This is a genomic window from Streptomyces sp. URMC 127, assembly GCF_051386535.1.
Taxonomy (GTDB): Bacteria; Actinomycetota; Actinomycetes; order Streptomycetales; family Streptomycetaceae; genus Streptomyces.
The window spans coordinates 1-16079 of sequence record NZ_JBPQTW010000056.1 but is presented as its reverse complement, the minus strand read 5'-3'; the positions used below and the strand labels follow the sequence as shown (position 1 = coordinate 16079).

11 protein-coding genes are annotated in these 16079 nt (G+C 70.6%); 2 read left to right on the top strand and 9 right to left on the bottom strand.

The window, feature by feature from the left end:
- Positions 1–61: 61 nt before the first annotated feature.
- The 7 genes from ACSNOH_RS14820 to ACSNOH_RS14790 all read right to left on the bottom strand — a co-directional run bounded on the left by ACSNOH_RS14820 (position 62) and on the right by ACSNOH_RS14790 (position 9969).
- A complete protein-coding gene (locus ACSNOH_RS14820) occupies positions 62–1507 on the bottom strand; it encodes an aldehyde dehydrogenase family protein (RefSeq protein ID WP_436721782.1) in 1446 nt (481 codons plus the stop codon).
- A complete protein-coding gene (locus tag ACSNOH_RS14815; protein ID WP_436721781.1) occupies positions 1507–2586 on the bottom strand; it encodes an AMP-binding protein in 1080 nt (359 codons plus the stop codon). Before ACSNOH_RS14815 ends, ACSNOH_RS14820 begins: the two co-directional genes overlap by 1 nt.
- A 56-nt stretch (positions 2587–2642) precedes the next feature.
- Positions 2643–3842, bottom strand: a complete 1200-nt coding sequence (locus ACSNOH_RS14810) for a 3-deoxy-7-phosphoheptulonate synthase (RefSeq protein WP_436721780.1) — start codon at positions 3840–3842, stop codon at positions 2643–2645.
- Complete coding sequence (locus ACSNOH_RS14805; RefSeq protein ID WP_436721779.1) at positions 3839–4534, bottom strand: hypothetical protein; 696 nt, start codon at positions 4532–4534, stop codon at positions 3839–3841. The genes ACSNOH_RS14810 and ACSNOH_RS14805 overlap by 4 nt, the downstream gene beginning before the upstream one ends.
- Before the next feature lie 75 nt (positions 4535–4609).
- Positions 4610–5914 (bottom strand): LLM class flavin-dependent oxidoreductase, encoded by a 1305-nt coding sequence (locus ACSNOH_RS14800; RefSeq protein ID WP_436721778.1) that lies wholly within the window; start codon positions 5912–5914, stop codon positions 4610–4612.
- 79 nt (positions 5915–5993) lie between these two features.
- Positions 5994–7853 (bottom strand): asparagine synthase (glutamine-hydrolyzing), encoded by a 1860-nt coding sequence (gene asnB, locus ACSNOH_RS14795; protein ID WP_436721777.1) that lies wholly within the window; start codon positions 7851–7853, stop codon positions 5994–5996.
- 814 nt (positions 7854–8667) lie between these two features.
- Entirely contained in the window at positions 8668–9969 is a 1302-nt protein-coding gene (locus tag ACSNOH_RS14790) for an MFS transporter (protein ID WP_436721776.1), read from the bottom strand.
- Between the two features lie 124 nt (positions 9970–10093).
- Here ACSNOH_RS14790 and ACSNOH_RS14785 point away from each other — a divergent pair, with 124 nt between their 5' ends.
- Positions 10094–11062 carry a LysR family transcriptional regulator gene (locus tag ACSNOH_RS14785; RefSeq protein ID WP_436721775.1) on the top strand — a complete coding sequence of 323 codons (969 nt, stop codon included), beginning with the start codon at positions 10094–10096 and terminating at the stop codon, positions 11060–11062.
- A gap of 29 nt (positions 11063–11091) precedes the next feature.
- Here ACSNOH_RS14785 and ACSNOH_RS14780 read toward each other — a convergent pair whose 3' ends face one another.
- A complete protein-coding gene (locus ACSNOH_RS14780) occupies positions 11092–12342 on the bottom strand; it encodes a cytochrome P450 (RefSeq protein WP_436721774.1) in 1251 nt (416 codons plus the stop codon).
- Positions 12343–12347: 5 nt separating this feature from the next.
- Entirely contained in the window at positions 12348–13568 is a 1221-nt protein-coding gene (locus tag ACSNOH_RS14775; protein WP_436721773.1) for a cytochrome P450, read from the bottom strand.
- Between the two features lie 208 nt (positions 13569–13776).
- Between ACSNOH_RS14775 and ACSNOH_RS14770 the strand changes: the two genes are divergently transcribed.
- Entirely contained in the window at positions 13777–15852 is a 2076-nt protein-coding gene (locus ACSNOH_RS14770) for a restriction endonuclease (RefSeq protein ID WP_436721772.1), read from the top strand.
- The last annotated feature ends 227 nt before the right edge of the window (positions 15853–16079 follow it).

Below are 16079 nucleotides of genomic sequence, written 5' to 3'. Positions count from 1 at the left end.
GGACCGGGCGCGGGGGCCGCGCCGGTCCCGGCTCCGTGGCAGAAGGGCGTTCGGTGCCGCGTCAGGACGCTGGCGCGTGCGTGCCGGGCCTCCGGGCGCCGGAGCTCACGACGGCCTTGTTCCGCATGAGGAAGTCTCCGAGATAGCCCTCGTGCGGAAGGTTGCCGTCGCTGTGCACGGTCGGCACGTCCACGTAGACGTTCGTGATGCTCGGCTCGTGCACCAACTCATCGATGAGGCCGGTGTCGTCGGTCATCGCGTTGACGACCAGGGAGTCGCGCAGCGGGGCGATGCCGTCGTCCCGCGTCCAGGGCGCCACCCAGACGCACGGGAACGGCAGCTCCATGGCGAGGAGGCTGTCATGGGGGTCCTCTACGGTGAACACCGCGGGCCCGAGCACGACGCCCCCGTCCGGATGCGGTGTCGCCACGTCCTCGAGGGGGATCAGCGCGCGCGCACGGGACGCGCTGCGCCGCAGGAACCCCATCAGCGCCTCGGCCGACTCGCGTGAGACACGGGGCCCGAGATGCTGCGCCGTGACCTGGCGCTCACCGGCCCTTCCGCGGAGCACATCCGCGAGTTCGCCGGCGAAGCGGGCGTGATCACCCTCGACGAGCACGGCGGTCGTGTTCACACAAGCCGCACCGGACAGGGCCGACACGGATTCCGCGATGCTTCCGAGCGCGGAGGCCCCGGCGTACTCCCTCCCCACCAGTGTCTTGGTACGACCCGGGCCGCCGACCTTGACCGTCGGTGAAGCACCGTAACGAGCCTTGACGTCGTCGCCGCCGTACACGAGCGCGAGGTCGGCACGCTGCAGGAGGACCGGTACGCCGGTGTGCGTGGTCGGCAGGTACACAGCATCTGTGTCGCGGAACCCTGCCGCACGGAGCGCCTCGATGACCCGGTAGGCGGTGAACGGTTCACGGCGCGAGGGCCGCACCGCGACGCGGTACCCGAGTGCGAGGGCCTGCAGCCAGCCGCTCTGGATCGTGGGTGCGTTACCCGAGAGCACGGCGGCCAGCGTCTCACCACGCCGCGTCCACACTCCGCTCCCGGCCCCTTCGACCGCCTCGCGCCACGAGCCCAGCGAGCCGAGCGGCCTGGCGCGGTCGGCACGGGCCGGCGCCTCGGCGACGGCCGCGGCGACGGCCCGGCTCAGTTGCTCGGTGACCCGTGCGTTGTGCCCGCTGACCCGGCGGACGTACGCGCAGTGCTCTTCGAACGACAGACCGCCGATCACGTCGTCCAGATACCGCTGCGCCGCCTCGGCCAGACACTTCGTGCGCTCGTACGCGGGCAGTGGATCGGCGTGCCCCTGAGCGAGGATGCTCTGCGAGGTGAGCAGATCAGGGCTGAGCGAGAGCGAAGCAAGAGGGCAGCCGTCGACGCCGTAAACGGTCTCCTGGGCGCGTGTGCGGCGCATCCCGCGATGCGTGAGCAGCGGCAGAGCGACGACGCCGTCTTTCCCTCCGCCCACCGTGCCTTCCCCGGTGGCGACGGCCATCAGTAGACCCCCTGGATGACCGGCTCCCCGTCGAACGCGGCCAGCGGCATCGGCGACTTCAGGGCGTCACCGGCGGTTCCCTCGGAGGAGGGCACGCGTATCGCCGAGTCCCTTTCGAGGTTGTTGGGGATGAACACACCGCTGCTGATGTGCGTCATGCGGACCTGGCCCCGCTCCCCGTACGCCACGGGCCGTCCGGTCCCGGGGTCGACCACGGAGAAGACGACGAAGGGCGAGTAGCCCTCGTAGACGGCATCGAGCGGAGGCACGGTGGGGTTGCGCAGCTTCGCGGTGGTGAGAACCATGGTGCTGCCGTAGATGTTCTGGATCAGGACGCCCGGCAGCGCGTCCGCAATGAGTTCGTAGGTGTCGTCGTCGAGGTGCGCTCCGGCCAGGGCCAGGTACTTGAGGTTCCGGCGCAGCCGGTCCGTCAGCTCGTCGTGCAGGAGCAGTTCCGCGAGGATGGGCGGCGTGGTCGTCAGAGCGGCGATGTTCTGCGTGCGGAGGATGTGGCCGATCTGGTCGATCAGATGGGCCACGTAGGCGCCGGGGTTCTCACCGGAGGCGATCAGCTTCTTCACCCAGCGCGGGTCGAGGTCGACGGTGTGGAGGGTGGATCCCAGGGCCTTCGCCTGCAGCCGGGTCGTGTTCCCGAAGGCGTGCGGGCCGGCGGGCATGGCTACCAGCCAGGGCTCGCCGGCGGGGAACTCCGCCTCCTGGAGCTCGGCCGTCTTCCATGCAAGGGCTCGCCGCACCCAGCGATCGGTGTAGATGAGGCGCTTGGGGGAGCCGGTGGTACCGCCGGTTTCGAAGACGGACGGGGCCGGCTCGTGCGCCAAACCCTTGGGTATGAGGTCCGTGACCGGCCTGTCCCGCAAGTGTTCGGCGATGTCCGGGAATTTTCCGAGGTCCGAGAAGGAGCGAATGTCGGAGAGGGGGTCGAAGCCGAGCTGCCCGGCGAGGTCCAGCCACAGCCGGGATCCGGTCTCCTCGGAGAAGTGCCAGCGCAGCGCGGCCTGCAGGAATTCCTCGGGGTCGATCGTCGCGGCGTCTTCGAGTTCGAGGAGGGAGCGCACCATGGGATTTCCTTTCTGGAGTTACTCGTACGGAGCGGCGTTGTGCGGCCGTGCCGCGGTCACACGAACCAGTGGCCCAGGACCCGCGCCGTCTGCTCGGGATTGAGCCGGGGGTCCAGGAGCGTCCGGTACCGTGCCGGGTCGCCGGGCTCGCGGGCGTTCTCCGCGCACTCGTACACGTCCTCCGGCGTCGCCTCCAGGTGCAGACCGGCGGGATGCCGGCCGGCCTCGCCGACGATGGTCTGGAACTGCTCCAGCTCGGAGATGATGTCTTCGACATGGCGTGTCTTGAATCCGGTCGCCGCTTGGACGGTGTTGCCGTGCATCGGATCGCTGATCCAGCACACGTGCTCGACGCGCCGGTGCACGCTCCGCAGGATCGGACTCAGCCGCGCGACGTTCTGCCGGCCCATGCGGGCGATGAAGGTGAGCTTCCCGGGCTCGTCGTGCGGGTTCAGCCTGGCCGCGAGTTCCGCCGCCTCCTCCGGCGAGGTATCCGGCCCGATCTTCACGCTGACGGGGTTGCTCAGCGTTGCGGCTACGGCGATGTGCGCACCGTCGAGCTGCCGGGTGCGCAGTCCTACCCACGGCCAGTGGGTGGTCGCCAGGTGGTTGCCGTACGGGCCGTGGCGCAGGAACTGCAGCTCGTAATCCAGGAGGAGCATCTCGTGGCTCGTCCAGATCGGATCGAGGTTCGCGGTCGACCGGTGGTAGTCGGCGATCGTCGCGTATGAAGTCTGAGCGGCGGCGTGCGCGTGCACGATGCGCGACGGTGAAGGAGTGCGGGCCTGCAAGGTCGGCCTCGGGGAGTTCACGATGGGGCCGCGGAAGCTGGGCAGGGACGTCCCGTCCACCATCTCGTGGTCCTGCGAGCGCGGTTTGGCGTACTGTCCGGCGAGGCGCCCGACGCCGATGACGTGCCGGCCCGTGCGGGCACGGAGATGCGACCGGAAGTGCGTCAAGAAGGTGATCTTGTCGCAGGTGGCGGACCGCACGTCGGTGTCGATGTCCTCGACGCAGTCGCCCAGTTGGAGGACCAGCCCACCGCCGCTCTCCAAGTTGGCGAGCTCGCGCTTGAGCTCGTCGACCGAAGCGCGGGAGACGAGGTCCTGCTGCGGCAGCGCGTGCAGCACTGCGTCGAGCGCGCCCCGGTCGGGCCAGTCGGACTGCTGGTGCGCGGGCAGTTCACGGAAGCGGTCCCGGTCCGTCTCGGTGAAGGGAGTCGGCTCGGGCATCGTCTGTGCCGTCATGTCGGTCATCCTTCGGACTCCTGGTGGTTGCCCGTGGCGGGCCGGCAGGGCTGGCGCGAGGCGGTCCAGACGCACCCTCTGCCGGTGCGGTTCTCGGTGAGCTCGTGCGCGGCGTTGAGACCCTTGCTGGTGATCATCGCGGTGACCGCGGGCACGCAGTACTCGCACGGGGACTGGAGAGTGATCGTGACGCCCCGCTTCCGGGCGAGCTCCCGGTAGTCCCAGATGGCGCAGTGCCGGATGTTCAGGACCGCGTGTTCGGGGCCGTCCTCGACCCATTCGGTGTCGGAGTCGTAGAGCCCGGCCTGGGCGTCCAGCCGCTGCAGCGGCACGAAGGCGTCGTGCTTGGGAGCGGAGTCGACGGCCGCGTAGATGGCGCTGTTCGAAGCCGCCCATGCCGCGAGTTCATCGTGGCCGAAATGGCCTACGAGGAACTGCTCCATCAGGGCTTGCCCCCGGAAGAACGCCGCCTTCCATTCGTGTTCCCCGCCGTCCTCGGGGAGCGATTCGAAAATCGCGTGCTTGACCTCCAGGAGGCTCTGCATGTGCGCGCCCGCTCTGGCTTCGACCACGAAACGGGTCAGGCCCGCCTCCGCTTCGAAAAGGCGCCGCTTCCACAGAGCGGTGCGCTCCTCGGCTGCAGGCTTTCCATCCGCCTCCGCGGCTTCGGCAGACATCAGCGTGCCGTTGAGTTCGGTCATGTGCGGTTACCTCTCCTGTTCCCTGAGACGTGATATTCCAGTGGAATCGTGAGACGGCGATCGCCGACGCGTTCGCTATCGATGGACCCCGGCGCCGAGCAACCGGGGGACGACGCTTTCGCAGAGCATGTCGAAGTCGTTTCCGAGAATGAACTGGAACCCGTCGACGCCGCCCTCGTCGTACCAGCGGCGGAGTTCGTCACCCACCTGCTCGGGCGTCCCGATGAATCGTGCGTGCTCACCGAGCGCGAGCGCCTCCGCCGCGAACTCCCCCACGGTCCGGCCGGGCACCCGGGCCAGATCCCACAGGGGCAGATAGTGCGACCCCAGAGCCGCGAACACCTCGTCCGGATCCTCCGGAAGCACATCCGCAGGAAGCCGGTCGGCCGGGCTCACCGCTCCCAGACGCACGCCGGGAAACCGCGTGCGCAGCGCTTCGAGGGCGAGTTGCCCACCGAAGGCTCTGGCGCGGCGGGCCTGTGCGCGCGTCAGCGCTGCGGCTTCCTCCCGGCTGCCGGCGAGGTGGACGAAGCTGCCCGGCAGCAGGGCCACGCTGTCCTCGGGGCGGCCGGCCCGCCGAACCTCGTCCCGCAGAATGCGCCGCATGTGCTGCGCCGCCCCCAGCGTGGGCGTACCCGCGAAGACGCCGTCGGCGGTGCGGGCCGCCAGGCGCAGGCCGGCCAGTGAGGATGTGGCCTGCAACGTGAACGGGAACGCGGCCGAGTACGGAGCCATGTCGATGGGACCCGACTGGACGTAGAACTCGCCGTGGTGGCTGACGTCCGTGATGAGGTCGTCGCGAACGAAGCGGTCGGTGGCCGGATCCGGGACGCTCGCGGCGGGCGGCCAGCTCGCCCACAGTTCCCGGGCGACGTGCAGGAACTCCTCGGTCTGGTCATGCCGCCGCTCGCGGGGAACGTCGCGCCGCATGCCGATGGCCGTGCCCGGCCGAAAGGACGACACGAGGTTGACCCAGGCCCGTCCGGCCGATATCCGGTCCAGGCTGGCGAGACTGCGAGCGAAGGAGAACGGGTGCGTGTAGAGCGTGGAGACGGTCGGCATCACCGCAATCCGCGTGGTGGCAGCGGCGACGAGCGCGGCGGTCTGAAACGGCTCGAAGGCCGTCAGCGGCGGCCCGGCCCTGAGCGCGGCACGGTTCACACCCGAGAAGTCGGCTTGGAAGAAGGCGTCGAAACCCACGGCCTCAGCCCTTTGAGCCGCCCGCACGAAGGTCTCTATCCTGAACGGGGAATCAGCGCGTCCCGCGTCCGTGCGCCAGTCCCGGCTGGACGGCAGGTATTGCGCGTTGAGCAGCAGGAGCGGCTTGTCCCTAGGCTGACGTCCGTCTGCCGGCCCGGTGCCGGCGAGCATCAAGGGCATTGTTGGTTCCTTTCCTGGCGGCTTTCCCAGCACCTTGCATCCGCATTGCATGCGCCTTGCGCCTTGCATGCCGGCTCGGCTAGATGACCAGTTGCGGGGAGTACTGCCGAAGCCACGAGGCGAAGTTGAGGATGACCTCTCCCTCGAAATTGCTGACGAGGCCGTGCGACCGCGCCGAATCCGCGATGCGGGCGGGATCCAGCACGTGCGCGGCGAAGATGTCCCGCAGCCCCTCGGGCGGGTCGCCGAGGACACTCGCGACCTGCTTCTCGAGCCGGCGCGAGTAGTCCGGGTCGGGGGAGGTCGGATAGGGGGACTTCTTCCTGGTGAGCACGCTCTCCGGCAGCAGATCGCCGACCGCGGCGCGCAACACCCCCTTCTCCCGTCCGCCGGCGTTGTGGATGTGCTGCGACAGCGTCACCACGAGCTCCACGATCCGGTGGTCGCAGAACGGGACGCGCATCTCCAAGCCGGCGGCCATGCTCAGCCGGTCGCTCCGGTCCAGCAGCATGGTCAGGAAGTAGGTGACGGCTAGATAGATGATCTCGCGGTGCCGGCGCTCCGTCCTGCTCAGCGCAGGGTCGAACGCGAGCCCGCCGAGCGCGGTCGCGTACTCGTCACTCAGGTACTCGTCGAGGCGCAGCCGCTTGACCAGCTGAGGGTCGATCGTGCTCAGAACGCGCTGGTGGAGATAGCCGTGGGCGGGGCTGTCGGCAATCCAGGGAAACGTGTCAGCCCGTACGGCGCCGGGCTCCTGGAACCAGCGGTAGCCGCCCAGGATCTCGTCCGCCGCCTCCCCGGACAGCGCGACGGTGGCGTGCTTGCGCACTTCCCCGCAGAGCAGGAGCAGGCTCATCTCCAGGTCACCGAAGCCGTTGGGCAGATCCCGCGCGCGCACGGTGGCATCCCGTACGGCGCTGTCGGCGAGGAGGGAGCTGTCCAGCACGATGTTCGAGTGGTGTGAGCCGATGAACTCCGCCGCCTCACGCGCATGCAGGCGGTCCAGTGCGGACCGTGAATCGGCCGAGCCGGCCGCGTCCGTGAAGTCCACGGAGAAGGAACGGACCCCGCGCCGCCCGGGCAGGCCGTTGGCGATCGCGGTGATGGCGGAGGAGTCCAGGCCCCCGGAGAGGAACGTGCACAGCGGGACGTCCGAGATCGTCTGCCGGGCAACCGTGTCGTCCAGCAGCGAGCGCAGCTCATCCGCGACCTCGCCGAGCTCGCTCTCCTCGGCCGGCCGGACGATGAGCGACCGGAGGTCCCAGTACCGGGTGGTGCGCACGCCCCGCCCGGAGAACTCCAGCACCTGGCCGGGCAGCACCTCCGACACCCCTCGGTAGGGGTTGGTTCCCGGGAACTTCAGCAACGGCAGCACGAGCTGTCTCAAGCCGTCCTCATCGATCGCCGTGGGCACGTCGGGGTGCGCCAGGACCGCCTTGGCCTCCGAGCCGAAGATCAGGCGGTCGCCCTCATGGTGATAGTGGAGCGGCTTGACGCCCAGGTGATCGCGTACCAGCCAGAGGGTCTGCTCCCCCTCGTCCCAGACCGCGAAGGCGAAGATGCCGTTGAATCGCTCGACGGCGCGTGGGCCCCATTCCGCCCAGGCGTTGAGAACGACCTCGGTGTCGCTCGACGTGCGGAAGGCATGGCCCCGGGAGACCAGCTCGCTGCGGAGCTCGCGGTAGTTGTACAACTCGCCGTTGTACGTGAGCACCAGCCGGACACCGGATTCCGCCGAGCCGCGCAGGACCATCGGCTGCGCACCGTTCTCGACATCGATCACCGACAGCCGACGATGCGCCAGCACCGCGCAGCGGGACAACCACATCCCGGCTCCGTCCGGGCCCCGGTGCACGAGCTCGTCGTTCATCTTTTCCGCAACGGCCTGCGCGTCGGGGCCGATCCCGGAGTACTCCACCCAGCCGGATATTCCGCACATGACAACACCTCCTGGTTTCTGACATGGGATCCAAGGCAATGGCCACGTGGCGCCGCAGAAATGAGCAGGGCAGCACGAAAGCATTTCAAGAGAAGGGGAGCCGCGCGTTCGCAAGCATGCGGGCTCACCGAACGGCCGAAGACGGCGCAGCGAAGTAAAAGCCCGGCCGAATGAATTCGATCTTCATCGATCGAGGCGGCCGGAACGCCATTGAATACTGACGGCGGGGGATTTCCGCGCGCCGCCCGAAAGCAACCGTAAGCGGGGGCACATGCGCACACCCGTGAAGGCAGAGGTGCGGCCGAAGTCGACGGCTCGATGTATCCCTAGCCGCGCTAGCGCAGCCCGGCGCCCTTACGGTCGGGCATCACAGTGCCATGAGAAGGCAACAGTGCGGCGGAAACCGCAGCGGGACCTTTTGCGGGATATCCCTGCAGGCCCGCACGTCCTCGCAAGCCGATGCATGGCCGAACGTTGCCGATGACAATATCAGACAGTTTTGGCGGGGGGTTACAGGTAACACGGCCGGACGCCCTCGTGGTCGATTCCAAGGATAGACGGCACACAGAGTGGACGTGCCGCACGGGCGCACGGCACGTCACATCCAGTTCCATTGCCGCCAATACCGACGGCGGAACAATGAAACAATAACTTCCATGTACATCTTCCGCAAGGGCCATATAAACCGGTCGGTCGGCCGCATTTTTAATGTCAAAGCATTACGGCGGCGTGGACGAAAGCAGTCGGGGCCCGGTGGCAGACGGGCGGCGTGCGGTGACGCATCGCGGGGGTGTCCGCCCGTCTGCCGGCTCACTCACTCCCGGGGCCCGCCCGTCCCCGGGGCGGCGGCCGTCTTGAGCAGTTCCGGCGCGGAGTCAGCACCGGTGGCGGGTTCGGATCCGGCGGCGGGGCGAGGGGCGGGGCCGGGGGCGATGAGGCCTACGGCGAGGGCCACGACCGCGAGCGCGGCAGCGCCCCACAGCAGTGGCGTGATGCCGGCCGCCTCCACACCGATGCCGCCGAGGAAGGCGCCCAGGGCGATGGCGGCGGTGAAGACGCCCACGTAGAGTCCGGTGACGTGCTCGGCGCGGTGCGGCGCGGACTGCGTCATCCAGATCTGACCGGCGACCGACAACCCGCCGTAGGTCAAGCCCCACAGGGCGATGCTGACGCCGGCGACGCCCGCGATGGTGCCGAAGAGTGCGAGCAGTGTGATGGACACGCCGATGCCGACCGTCAAGCCCACCACCGTGGCCCGTGCGCGGCGTGCCGCCAGGGCACCGGAAGCGAAGTTGCCGATCAGTCCGAAGACGCCGTAGAGCAGCAGGAGGAGCGCGATGACGCCGGGCGTCGAACCGGTGCGCTCCTCGAGTACGGGGCGCACGTAGGTGTAGGCGGCGAAGTGCGCGGTGACGAGGAACACGATCAGCACCAGGCCGGTGGCCACCGGGGCGTTGCGCAGCAGCGGTTCCCGGCCGGCGTGCTCGTCACCGGTGGATGCGGCGGGGCGGGGAAGGCGGGGCAGCGCCAGCAGCAGGCCGGCGGCCAGGAGCAGGGCGGCGGCGGACAGCGAAGCGAACGCCGCTCGCCAGCCGAAGGTGTTGCCGATGAACGTGCCCAGCGGCACCCCGATGACCGAGGCCGCCGCGACACCGCCGATGGCGAGGGAGATCGCCATCGTGCCATTGCGGGGCGCCACGAGCCGCGGTGCGACGGCGGACGCCAGGCCCCACACCGCTCCCATCCCCAGCCCGATGACGATCCGGGAGACGAACAGCAGGCCGAAGCCATTGGCCATGGTGGTCAGGGCGTTGCCGGCGGCCAGCACCACCATCGCGACGGCCAGCACCACGCGCCGGTCGAGCGCACCGACGACGCGTGGAACGACCGGGGCGGTGACCGCGGTGACAAGGCCGGTGATCGACAGACTGAACCCGGCCGTGCCCGCGCTGATTCCCAGGCCCTCCGCCATGGGGGTCAGCACACCGACCGGCAGCATCTCCGAGGTCACGACGACGAACGTGCTCAACGACAACACGGCAACCGCCACCCACTGCCACGGCGTGGTGCGGGCCGAAGGGGAAACCGCGCCCTCGACCGACGTATGTGAACTCATGCTCCCAGCCAAGCAATGCGGCAGGGCGGGAACAACAGCGATCTCCTCAACGACCGATCAGCTAGCCTGATCGATGAGCCGCCTGATCCGACGAGCTGCCGGAAGAGACACCGGAGGGGACGCGATGAACCAGGTCCAGGTCCAGGAGATCGAGTGCTTGCTCACCCTGGCCGAGGAGTTGCACTTCGGCCGGACGGCCGCACGGCTCGGCTACTCGCAGAGCCGCGTCAGCCAGCTCGTCGCCGGTCTCGAACGACGGATCGGCGTGCGGCTCGTCGAACGCACCAGCCGACGCGTCGGACTGACCAGGTTCGGCGCGCAGTTCGTCGACGAGGTGCGCCCTGCCTACGAGACGCTGCTCACCGTCTTCGCCCAGGCCCATGAGCGAGCCAGGCGCGGCGCGCTGTGCCAGTTGCGTATCGGCTTCAGCGGCAGTGTCTACGAAGAGGTCACCGAGGCTTCCCGTCGTCTGCGCGCCGACCACGAGGTGACGACGCTGATGAGCGAGATCCCCCTGGGCTCGCCCTTCTCGGCCGTGCTCGAAGGACGGCTGGACGCCGCCGTGGTAGAGCTCCCGGTCAGGGACGCGGCCCTCACGGTCGGTTTCCGGTTCCCGCCACAGGACCGGCTGCTCGCCGTCGCCTCCTCCCACCCCTTGGCCGCCGCCGGCCGCGTGCACGTGGAGGAACTGGCGCACCTGGACATCCTCCGCCCGACCGGAGACGCCCCGGACTACTGGATGGCCGCCCGCGTGCCGCTCTCCACCCCCGCAGGAGCACTCATTCGTTCGAGCACGGGGATCACCACCCTCCAGGAGGGCCTCGTTCTCGTGGCGGCCGGCGACCACGCCATGCTGGTCTGCCGCCCCCTCGCCGAGCGCATCACCCGCAGCGACGTGCGCTACCTCGCGATCGACGGCCTCGACGAGCCCTCGCAGATGGCCCTGATCTGGCGCACGGACCGGGCGACCCCGCAGCTGGCGCTGCTGGCACAGCTCATCGGCGAGGAGTTCTCGGCGGGAAGCCGCGAGGAGCTTTCGCACGAGCTCTCCAAGGAGCTCTCTGAAGAACTGACCGGCGGAATCCCGGTCTGAGCCGGATCGGCAAGGCCGGGCGGGGGCTGCTACCAGGCGACCGGCAGGGACTCCGGGCCGCGGTTGATGGAGCCGCGGCGCCAGCGCATTTCGGATTCGGGGACGGCGAGCCGCAGGTGGGGGAAGCGGTTCAGGAGGGCGGTGAGCATGACCTCGGCCTCCATCCTGGTGATCAGCGCGCCGACGCAGTAGTGCGGGCCGTGGCCGAAGGACAGGTTGGGCGCCTCGTCGCGGGTGAGGTCGAGGCGGTCGGGGTCGGTGAAGACGGAAGGGTCGCGGTTGGCGGCGAGGTAGGAGACGTAGACGACTTCGCCGCCGCGGATCGTCACGTCGCCGACCTGCAGGTCCTCGGTGGCGATACGGGGCAGGCCGACGCCGTTGCGGTGCGGGATGTAGCGCAGGAGCTCCTCCACCGCCTGTGGGAGCAGGGCCGGTTCGGCGCGCAGGCGGGCCAGCTGCTCGGGGTGGGTGAGCAGGGCGTAGACCATGTTGGAGACCTGGTTGCGGACGGCGTCCATGCCGTTGAGGACGAGCATCACCGCGAGCGAGATCAGCTCCGGCATGCTGAGGCCGCCCTCCTTCTGGGCCTCGACCAGGGCGCTGAACAGGTCGTCGCCAGGGCGCTCGCGGCGGTGGGCGGCCATGGCCTTGAAGTAGCCGGCGATCTCGCCCTTGACGGCGTTGCTCTCCTGCTCGGAGTGGTTGCTGGAGAGGATGACGCTGCGCCAGTTCTGCAGCCGGTCGAGGTCGTGGGGCGGGACGCCGAGGAGCTCGCCGATGAGCTGGGCGGGCAGGGGGCCGGTGAGCCACTCGGTGAGGTCGGCGGGGGCGCCGTGCTCCGCCATGCGGGAGAGCATCTGGTCGGCCAGCTCCTCGGCGCGCGGGCGTAGGGCGGCGACGCGCTTGCGGCCGAAGGTGAGGGCGACGTGGCGGCGGATACGGGTGTGGTCGGGCGGGTCGGTGCGGCCGACGCCGCCGGCCGGGGCCACGACGTGCGGCGTCATGCTGGTGACCGGCCGGTCGACGGTGAGGGCGCGGCTCATGCGGGGGTCGGCGGCGACCGTCTTCACGTCCTCGTAGCGGGTGGCCAGCCAGGCGTCGCCCTCGCCGAAGCGCAGCCGGATCCGGGCGAGCGGCTCCTCGCGCAGCAGGCGGTGCATGAGGGGGTCGAAGGCGAGACCGGGCAGGTGGTCGACCGGCCAGTCGTGGACGGTCTCCCCCGGCGTCCGGCCGGCGGCCGCCGGGCAGGACTCCCCGGCCGGGTGCGCGGGCTGGTTCATCGGGCTCACCACGCGACCGGAAGGTGTTCCGGTCCCCGGATGAGCGCGCTTCGCTGCCACCGGATCTTCTCGACGGGCTCGGCGAGGCGCAGGTCCGGGAACCGGTTGATCAGCGAGGTGAGGATGACCTCGGACTCCAGGCGGGCGAGCATCGAGCCGAGGCAGAAGTGCGGGCCGTGGCCGAAGGACAGGTGCGGATTGTGCTTGCGGTCGAAGTCGAGCTCGTCGGGGTGGTCGAACACCGACGGGTCGCGGTTGGCCGTGAGGTACGAGGAGTGGACCACGTCGCCGGCCCGGATGAGCACGCCGCCCACCTCGACGTCCTCCATGGCGATGCGGCCGAGGCCGACGGCGTTGCGGTGCGGGATGTAGCGCAGCAGCTCCTCGATGGCCTGCGGCAGCAGCGCGGGCTCGCGGCGCAGCCGCTCCAGGTGCTGGGGGTGGGTGAGCAGGGCGTAGACCATGTTGCTGCTGTTGTTGCGCACGGCGTGGGCGGCGCTGGCCTGGATCAGCAGGGCGATGGCGACGGCCTCCTCGCGGCTGAGGTCGCCCTTGGCGACGGAGGCGGCCAGCTCGCTCGCGAGGTCGGGGCCGGGCTCCGCCTGCTTGCGCTCCAGCATCTCCACGAAGTAGGCGGCCATCTCCGTCTTGGCCCGGTCGCTGGCTTCCCGCCCGTGGCCCGCCGACAGCAGGACCTCCGTCCAGTGCGCCATGCGCGGCAGGTGCTCGTCGGGGACGCCCATCAGGTCGCTGATGACGGCGAGCGGCAGGGGTCCGTTCAGGTGCCGCATCAGGTCGGCCGGGGGGCCTTCGCGCTCCATGGCGTCGAGGAGCTCGCCGGCCACCCGCTCGGCGCGGGGCCGGAGCCGTTCGAGGCTGGCGGGCGTGAAGGAGCGCGCCACGGCCTTGCGTAGCCGGGTGTGCTCGGGCGGGTCGGCGAAGCCCACCGCCTCGTCGAGCGGGATGAAGTGGGGAGCCAGCCGCGTGATGGGGCGGCCGAGCACGGCCTGGCGGCTGAACCGCGGGTCGGAAGTGACGAACTTGACGTCCTCGTAGCGCGTGACGAGCCAGGCGTGGCCCTCGCCGTGCGGGAGCTTGACCCGGGAGACGGGCTCGTCGCGGAGCCGCTCGGCCATGAACGGGTCGAAGTCGAGCCCGCGGAGGTCTTCCACGGCCCAGAAGCGCACCGGGTGCTGCTCGGAGTCGGATGCTGTCGTGGTCGCCATCAGCTGTCCCACCCGCCTGTTGCTTGCTGTTGCCTGCGAACGTTCCCCTGAGTGCAAGCTCCCCGGAAAGCCGCACCGGCAACTCGACACGCCGGCGAAATCACTCGTACGGCTGACAGCCCGCTCCGACCGACGCTCCGTCACCTCACCTGCACAGAAGCCGGACCCGGAGCACGGATAACACTTACTAAATGACTAAAGTGTCGGCATGAGCCGCTCCAGTGGACTGATAGGGATCTGGGCCGAGGCGCAGCGTCAGCAGCAGCGCCGCCAGGAGGCCGAGCACCGGGAGCGGGTGCAGTTCCAGCGGGAGCAGGAGCGGCGGGAGCGCGCCGCGGCGCGCGAGGCCGCGCGGGCCGACCGGGAGCAGCGCGCCGCCTACCGGCAGCGCCGCGAGGCCGAGGCCCGGAGGCGCACGGAGGAGCTGGAGGCCCGCGTCGCGGAGCTGACGGGGCTGCTGGTGGCGGGGTGCCGGGTGCCGGCGTTCTCCACGGCGGCGCTGCGCAGGCCCGAGACGGTGGAGCCGTTCCATCCGGGACACCTGGGCCAGCCCGTGCCGATGCCGGACCCGGCCCTGTACCAGGCGCAGGGCGGCTGGGGCTTCGGCCCGGGCCGCGGCCGCGAGCAGTACGAGCACGACCTGCGGGCCGCACAGGCCGCCGAGGCCGCGCGGCTGCAGCAACTGGGGGCGTACCGGCGGCAGTACGAGCAGTGGGCGGCCGCGCAGCTGGCCGAGGTGCGCGAGCACAACGCGGGCGTGGAGGAGATGCTCACGGCGCTGCGCGCCGGGGATCCCGACGCCGTGGTCGACTACTTCTCGGCCGCCCTGTACGCCTCCTCCGCCTGGCCCGCCGAGTTCCCGCACCAGGTGTCGGCCGCCTACGACCCGGCGGCCCGGCAGCTGGTGCTGCTGTGGGAGCTGCCCGGCTACGACATCGTGCCGGAGGCCAAGGCCGTGCGGTACATGCCGACCGCCGACGAGGAGAAGGAGACGGCGCGGCCGGCGGCGCAGCGCCGGGCCGTGTACCGGGACGTGCTGGCCCAGTGCGTGCTGCTGGTGCTGCGCGACCTCTTCGCGGCGGACGGCTCGGGGGTGCTGGAGTCCGTCGTGGTCAACGGCTTCGTCGACGACCACGACCCGGCCACGGGCCGCCGCGCCCAGATCGTCCTGGCCTCGGCCACGGTCTCCCGCTCCGTCTTCGCCGGGCTGCACCTGGAGCAGGTCAGCGCGGTGGACTGCCTCACCGACGGGCTCGGCGGGCTGCTGTCCGCCCGGCCCGACCAGCTCGCCGCCGTGCGGCCGGGCCGGATGCCGGCCGACGTCGGGCGCAGTGTGGTCTCGCACGGGGGCGGCGAGGACCCCGACCTGTACGAGATGGACCCGGTCGAGTTCGAGGCGCTGGTCGCCCAGCTGTTCCGCGCGCGGGGCATGCAGGCCGTGATGACCACCCGCTCCAACGACGGCGGCGTGGACGTCGAGGCGCTGGACCCCGACCCGATCAGCGGCGGCCGGATCATCGTGCAGGTGAAGCGGTACCGCAAGACGGTCCCGCCGACGGCGGTCCGGGACCTGTACGGCACGGTGCAGGGCGCCGGGGCCAACAAGGGCGTGCTGGTCACGACCTCCGGCTTCGGCCCCGGCTCGTACGCCTTCGCGAACGGCAAACCGCTCACCCTCGTCTCGGGCGAGGAGCTGGTGGGGCTGCTGGGGCGGCACGGGCTGCGGGGGCGCCTGGGCGGCGGCACGGGAGGCCGCGCGGGGCAGCAGACGCCGGCGGCAGCCGCCCCGGACGAGCCGGGCGACCACAACGTCCTCGGGATGTCGTGGTCCGGGACGGTCGCCCTCGACGTGTGCGCCCTGGTCTGCCGGGGCACCCGCGTGCTCAGCGACGATCACTTCGTCTTCTTCAACAACCCCGCCACGCCGGACGGGGCCGTGCGCACGGTGGAGCCGCCGCGCGGGGACAGGGCGGCGGTCCGCGTGGCCTTCGACGCGCTGCCGGCGGAGGCCGACCGCCTCGTGCTCGTCGCCGCGGTCGACCCGGAGGCGAACCCGGACGCCGACCTCGCGGGCTTCACGGACGCCCGGATCCGGCTGGCGGACGCGGCGGGGGCGGAGCTGGGACAGCTGGAGGTGTCCGACGGCCGGGCGGGGGAGACGGCGCTCGTGCTCGGGTCGTTCCGGAAGCGGGCGAACGGCGACTGGGACTTCGTGATCGGCGGGCAGGGATACCGGGGCGGCCTGGAGGAGCTGCTGGGGGACTACGGGATCGAGGTCGCGTAAGAGGCGGCGGGCGGAGGGGCGGGGCGGGACGGTACGGGCCCGGCGGGCCGGGCACCGCCGTAGTGGCGGACCTCCGCCGCGGCGGGAACAAGGAGGGCGCCCGGAGCCCGGCGCCCCCCGAGGGACTCCAAGCCACCCCCGAACGATCTCCGGGAGTTATCCACAGGCCCCGGCCGGTGTCGGCGGACCCCCCTAGACTTCCCGTATGGCCGACCTCACCGAGACCG

Bases quoted from the DNA above. Each gene is read 5' to 3' on its own strand.
- ACSNOH_RS14820 (WP_436721782.1), bottom strand. From the start codon at position 1,507: ATGGCCGTCGCCACCGGGGAAGGCACGGTGGGCGGAGGGAAAGACGGC.
- ACSNOH_RS14815 (WP_436721781.1), bottom strand. From the start codon at position 2,586: ATGGTGCGCTCCCTCCTCGAACTCGAAGACGCCGCGACGATCGACCCC.
- ACSNOH_RS14810 (WP_436721780.1), bottom strand. From the start codon at position 3,842: ATGACCGACATGACGGCACAGACGATGCCCGAGCCGACTCCCTTCACC.
- ACSNOH_RS14805 (WP_436721779.1), bottom strand. From the start codon at position 4,534: ATGACCGAACTCAACGGCACGCTGATGTCTGCCGAAGCCGCGGAGGCG.
- ACSNOH_RS14800 (WP_436721778.1), bottom strand. From the start codon at position 5,914: ATGCCCTTGATGCTCGCCGGCACCGGGCCGGCAGACGGACGTCAGCCT.
- asnB (WP_436721777.1), bottom strand. From the start codon at position 7,853: ATGTGCGGAATATCCGGCTGGGTGGAGTACTCCGGGATCGGCCCCGAC.
- ACSNOH_RS14790 (WP_436721776.1), bottom strand. From the start codon at position 9,969: ATGAGTTCACATACGTCGGTCGAGGGCGCGGTTTCCCCTTCGGCCCGC.
- ACSNOH_RS14785 (WP_436721775.1), top strand. From the start codon at position 10,094: ATGAACCAGGTCCAGGTCCAGGAGATCGAGTGCTTGCTCACCCTGGCC.
- ACSNOH_RS14780 (WP_436721774.1), bottom strand. From the start codon at position 12,342: ATGAACCAGCCCGCGCACCCGGCCGGGGAGTCCTGCCCGGCGGCCGCC.
- ACSNOH_RS14775 (WP_436721773.1), bottom strand. From the start codon at position 13,568: ATGGCGACCACGACAGCATCCGACTCCGAGCAGCACCCGGTGCGCTTC.
- ACSNOH_RS14770 (WP_436721772.1), top strand. From the start codon at position 13,777: ATGAGCCGCTCCAGTGGACTGATAGGGATCTGGGCCGAGGCGCAGCGT.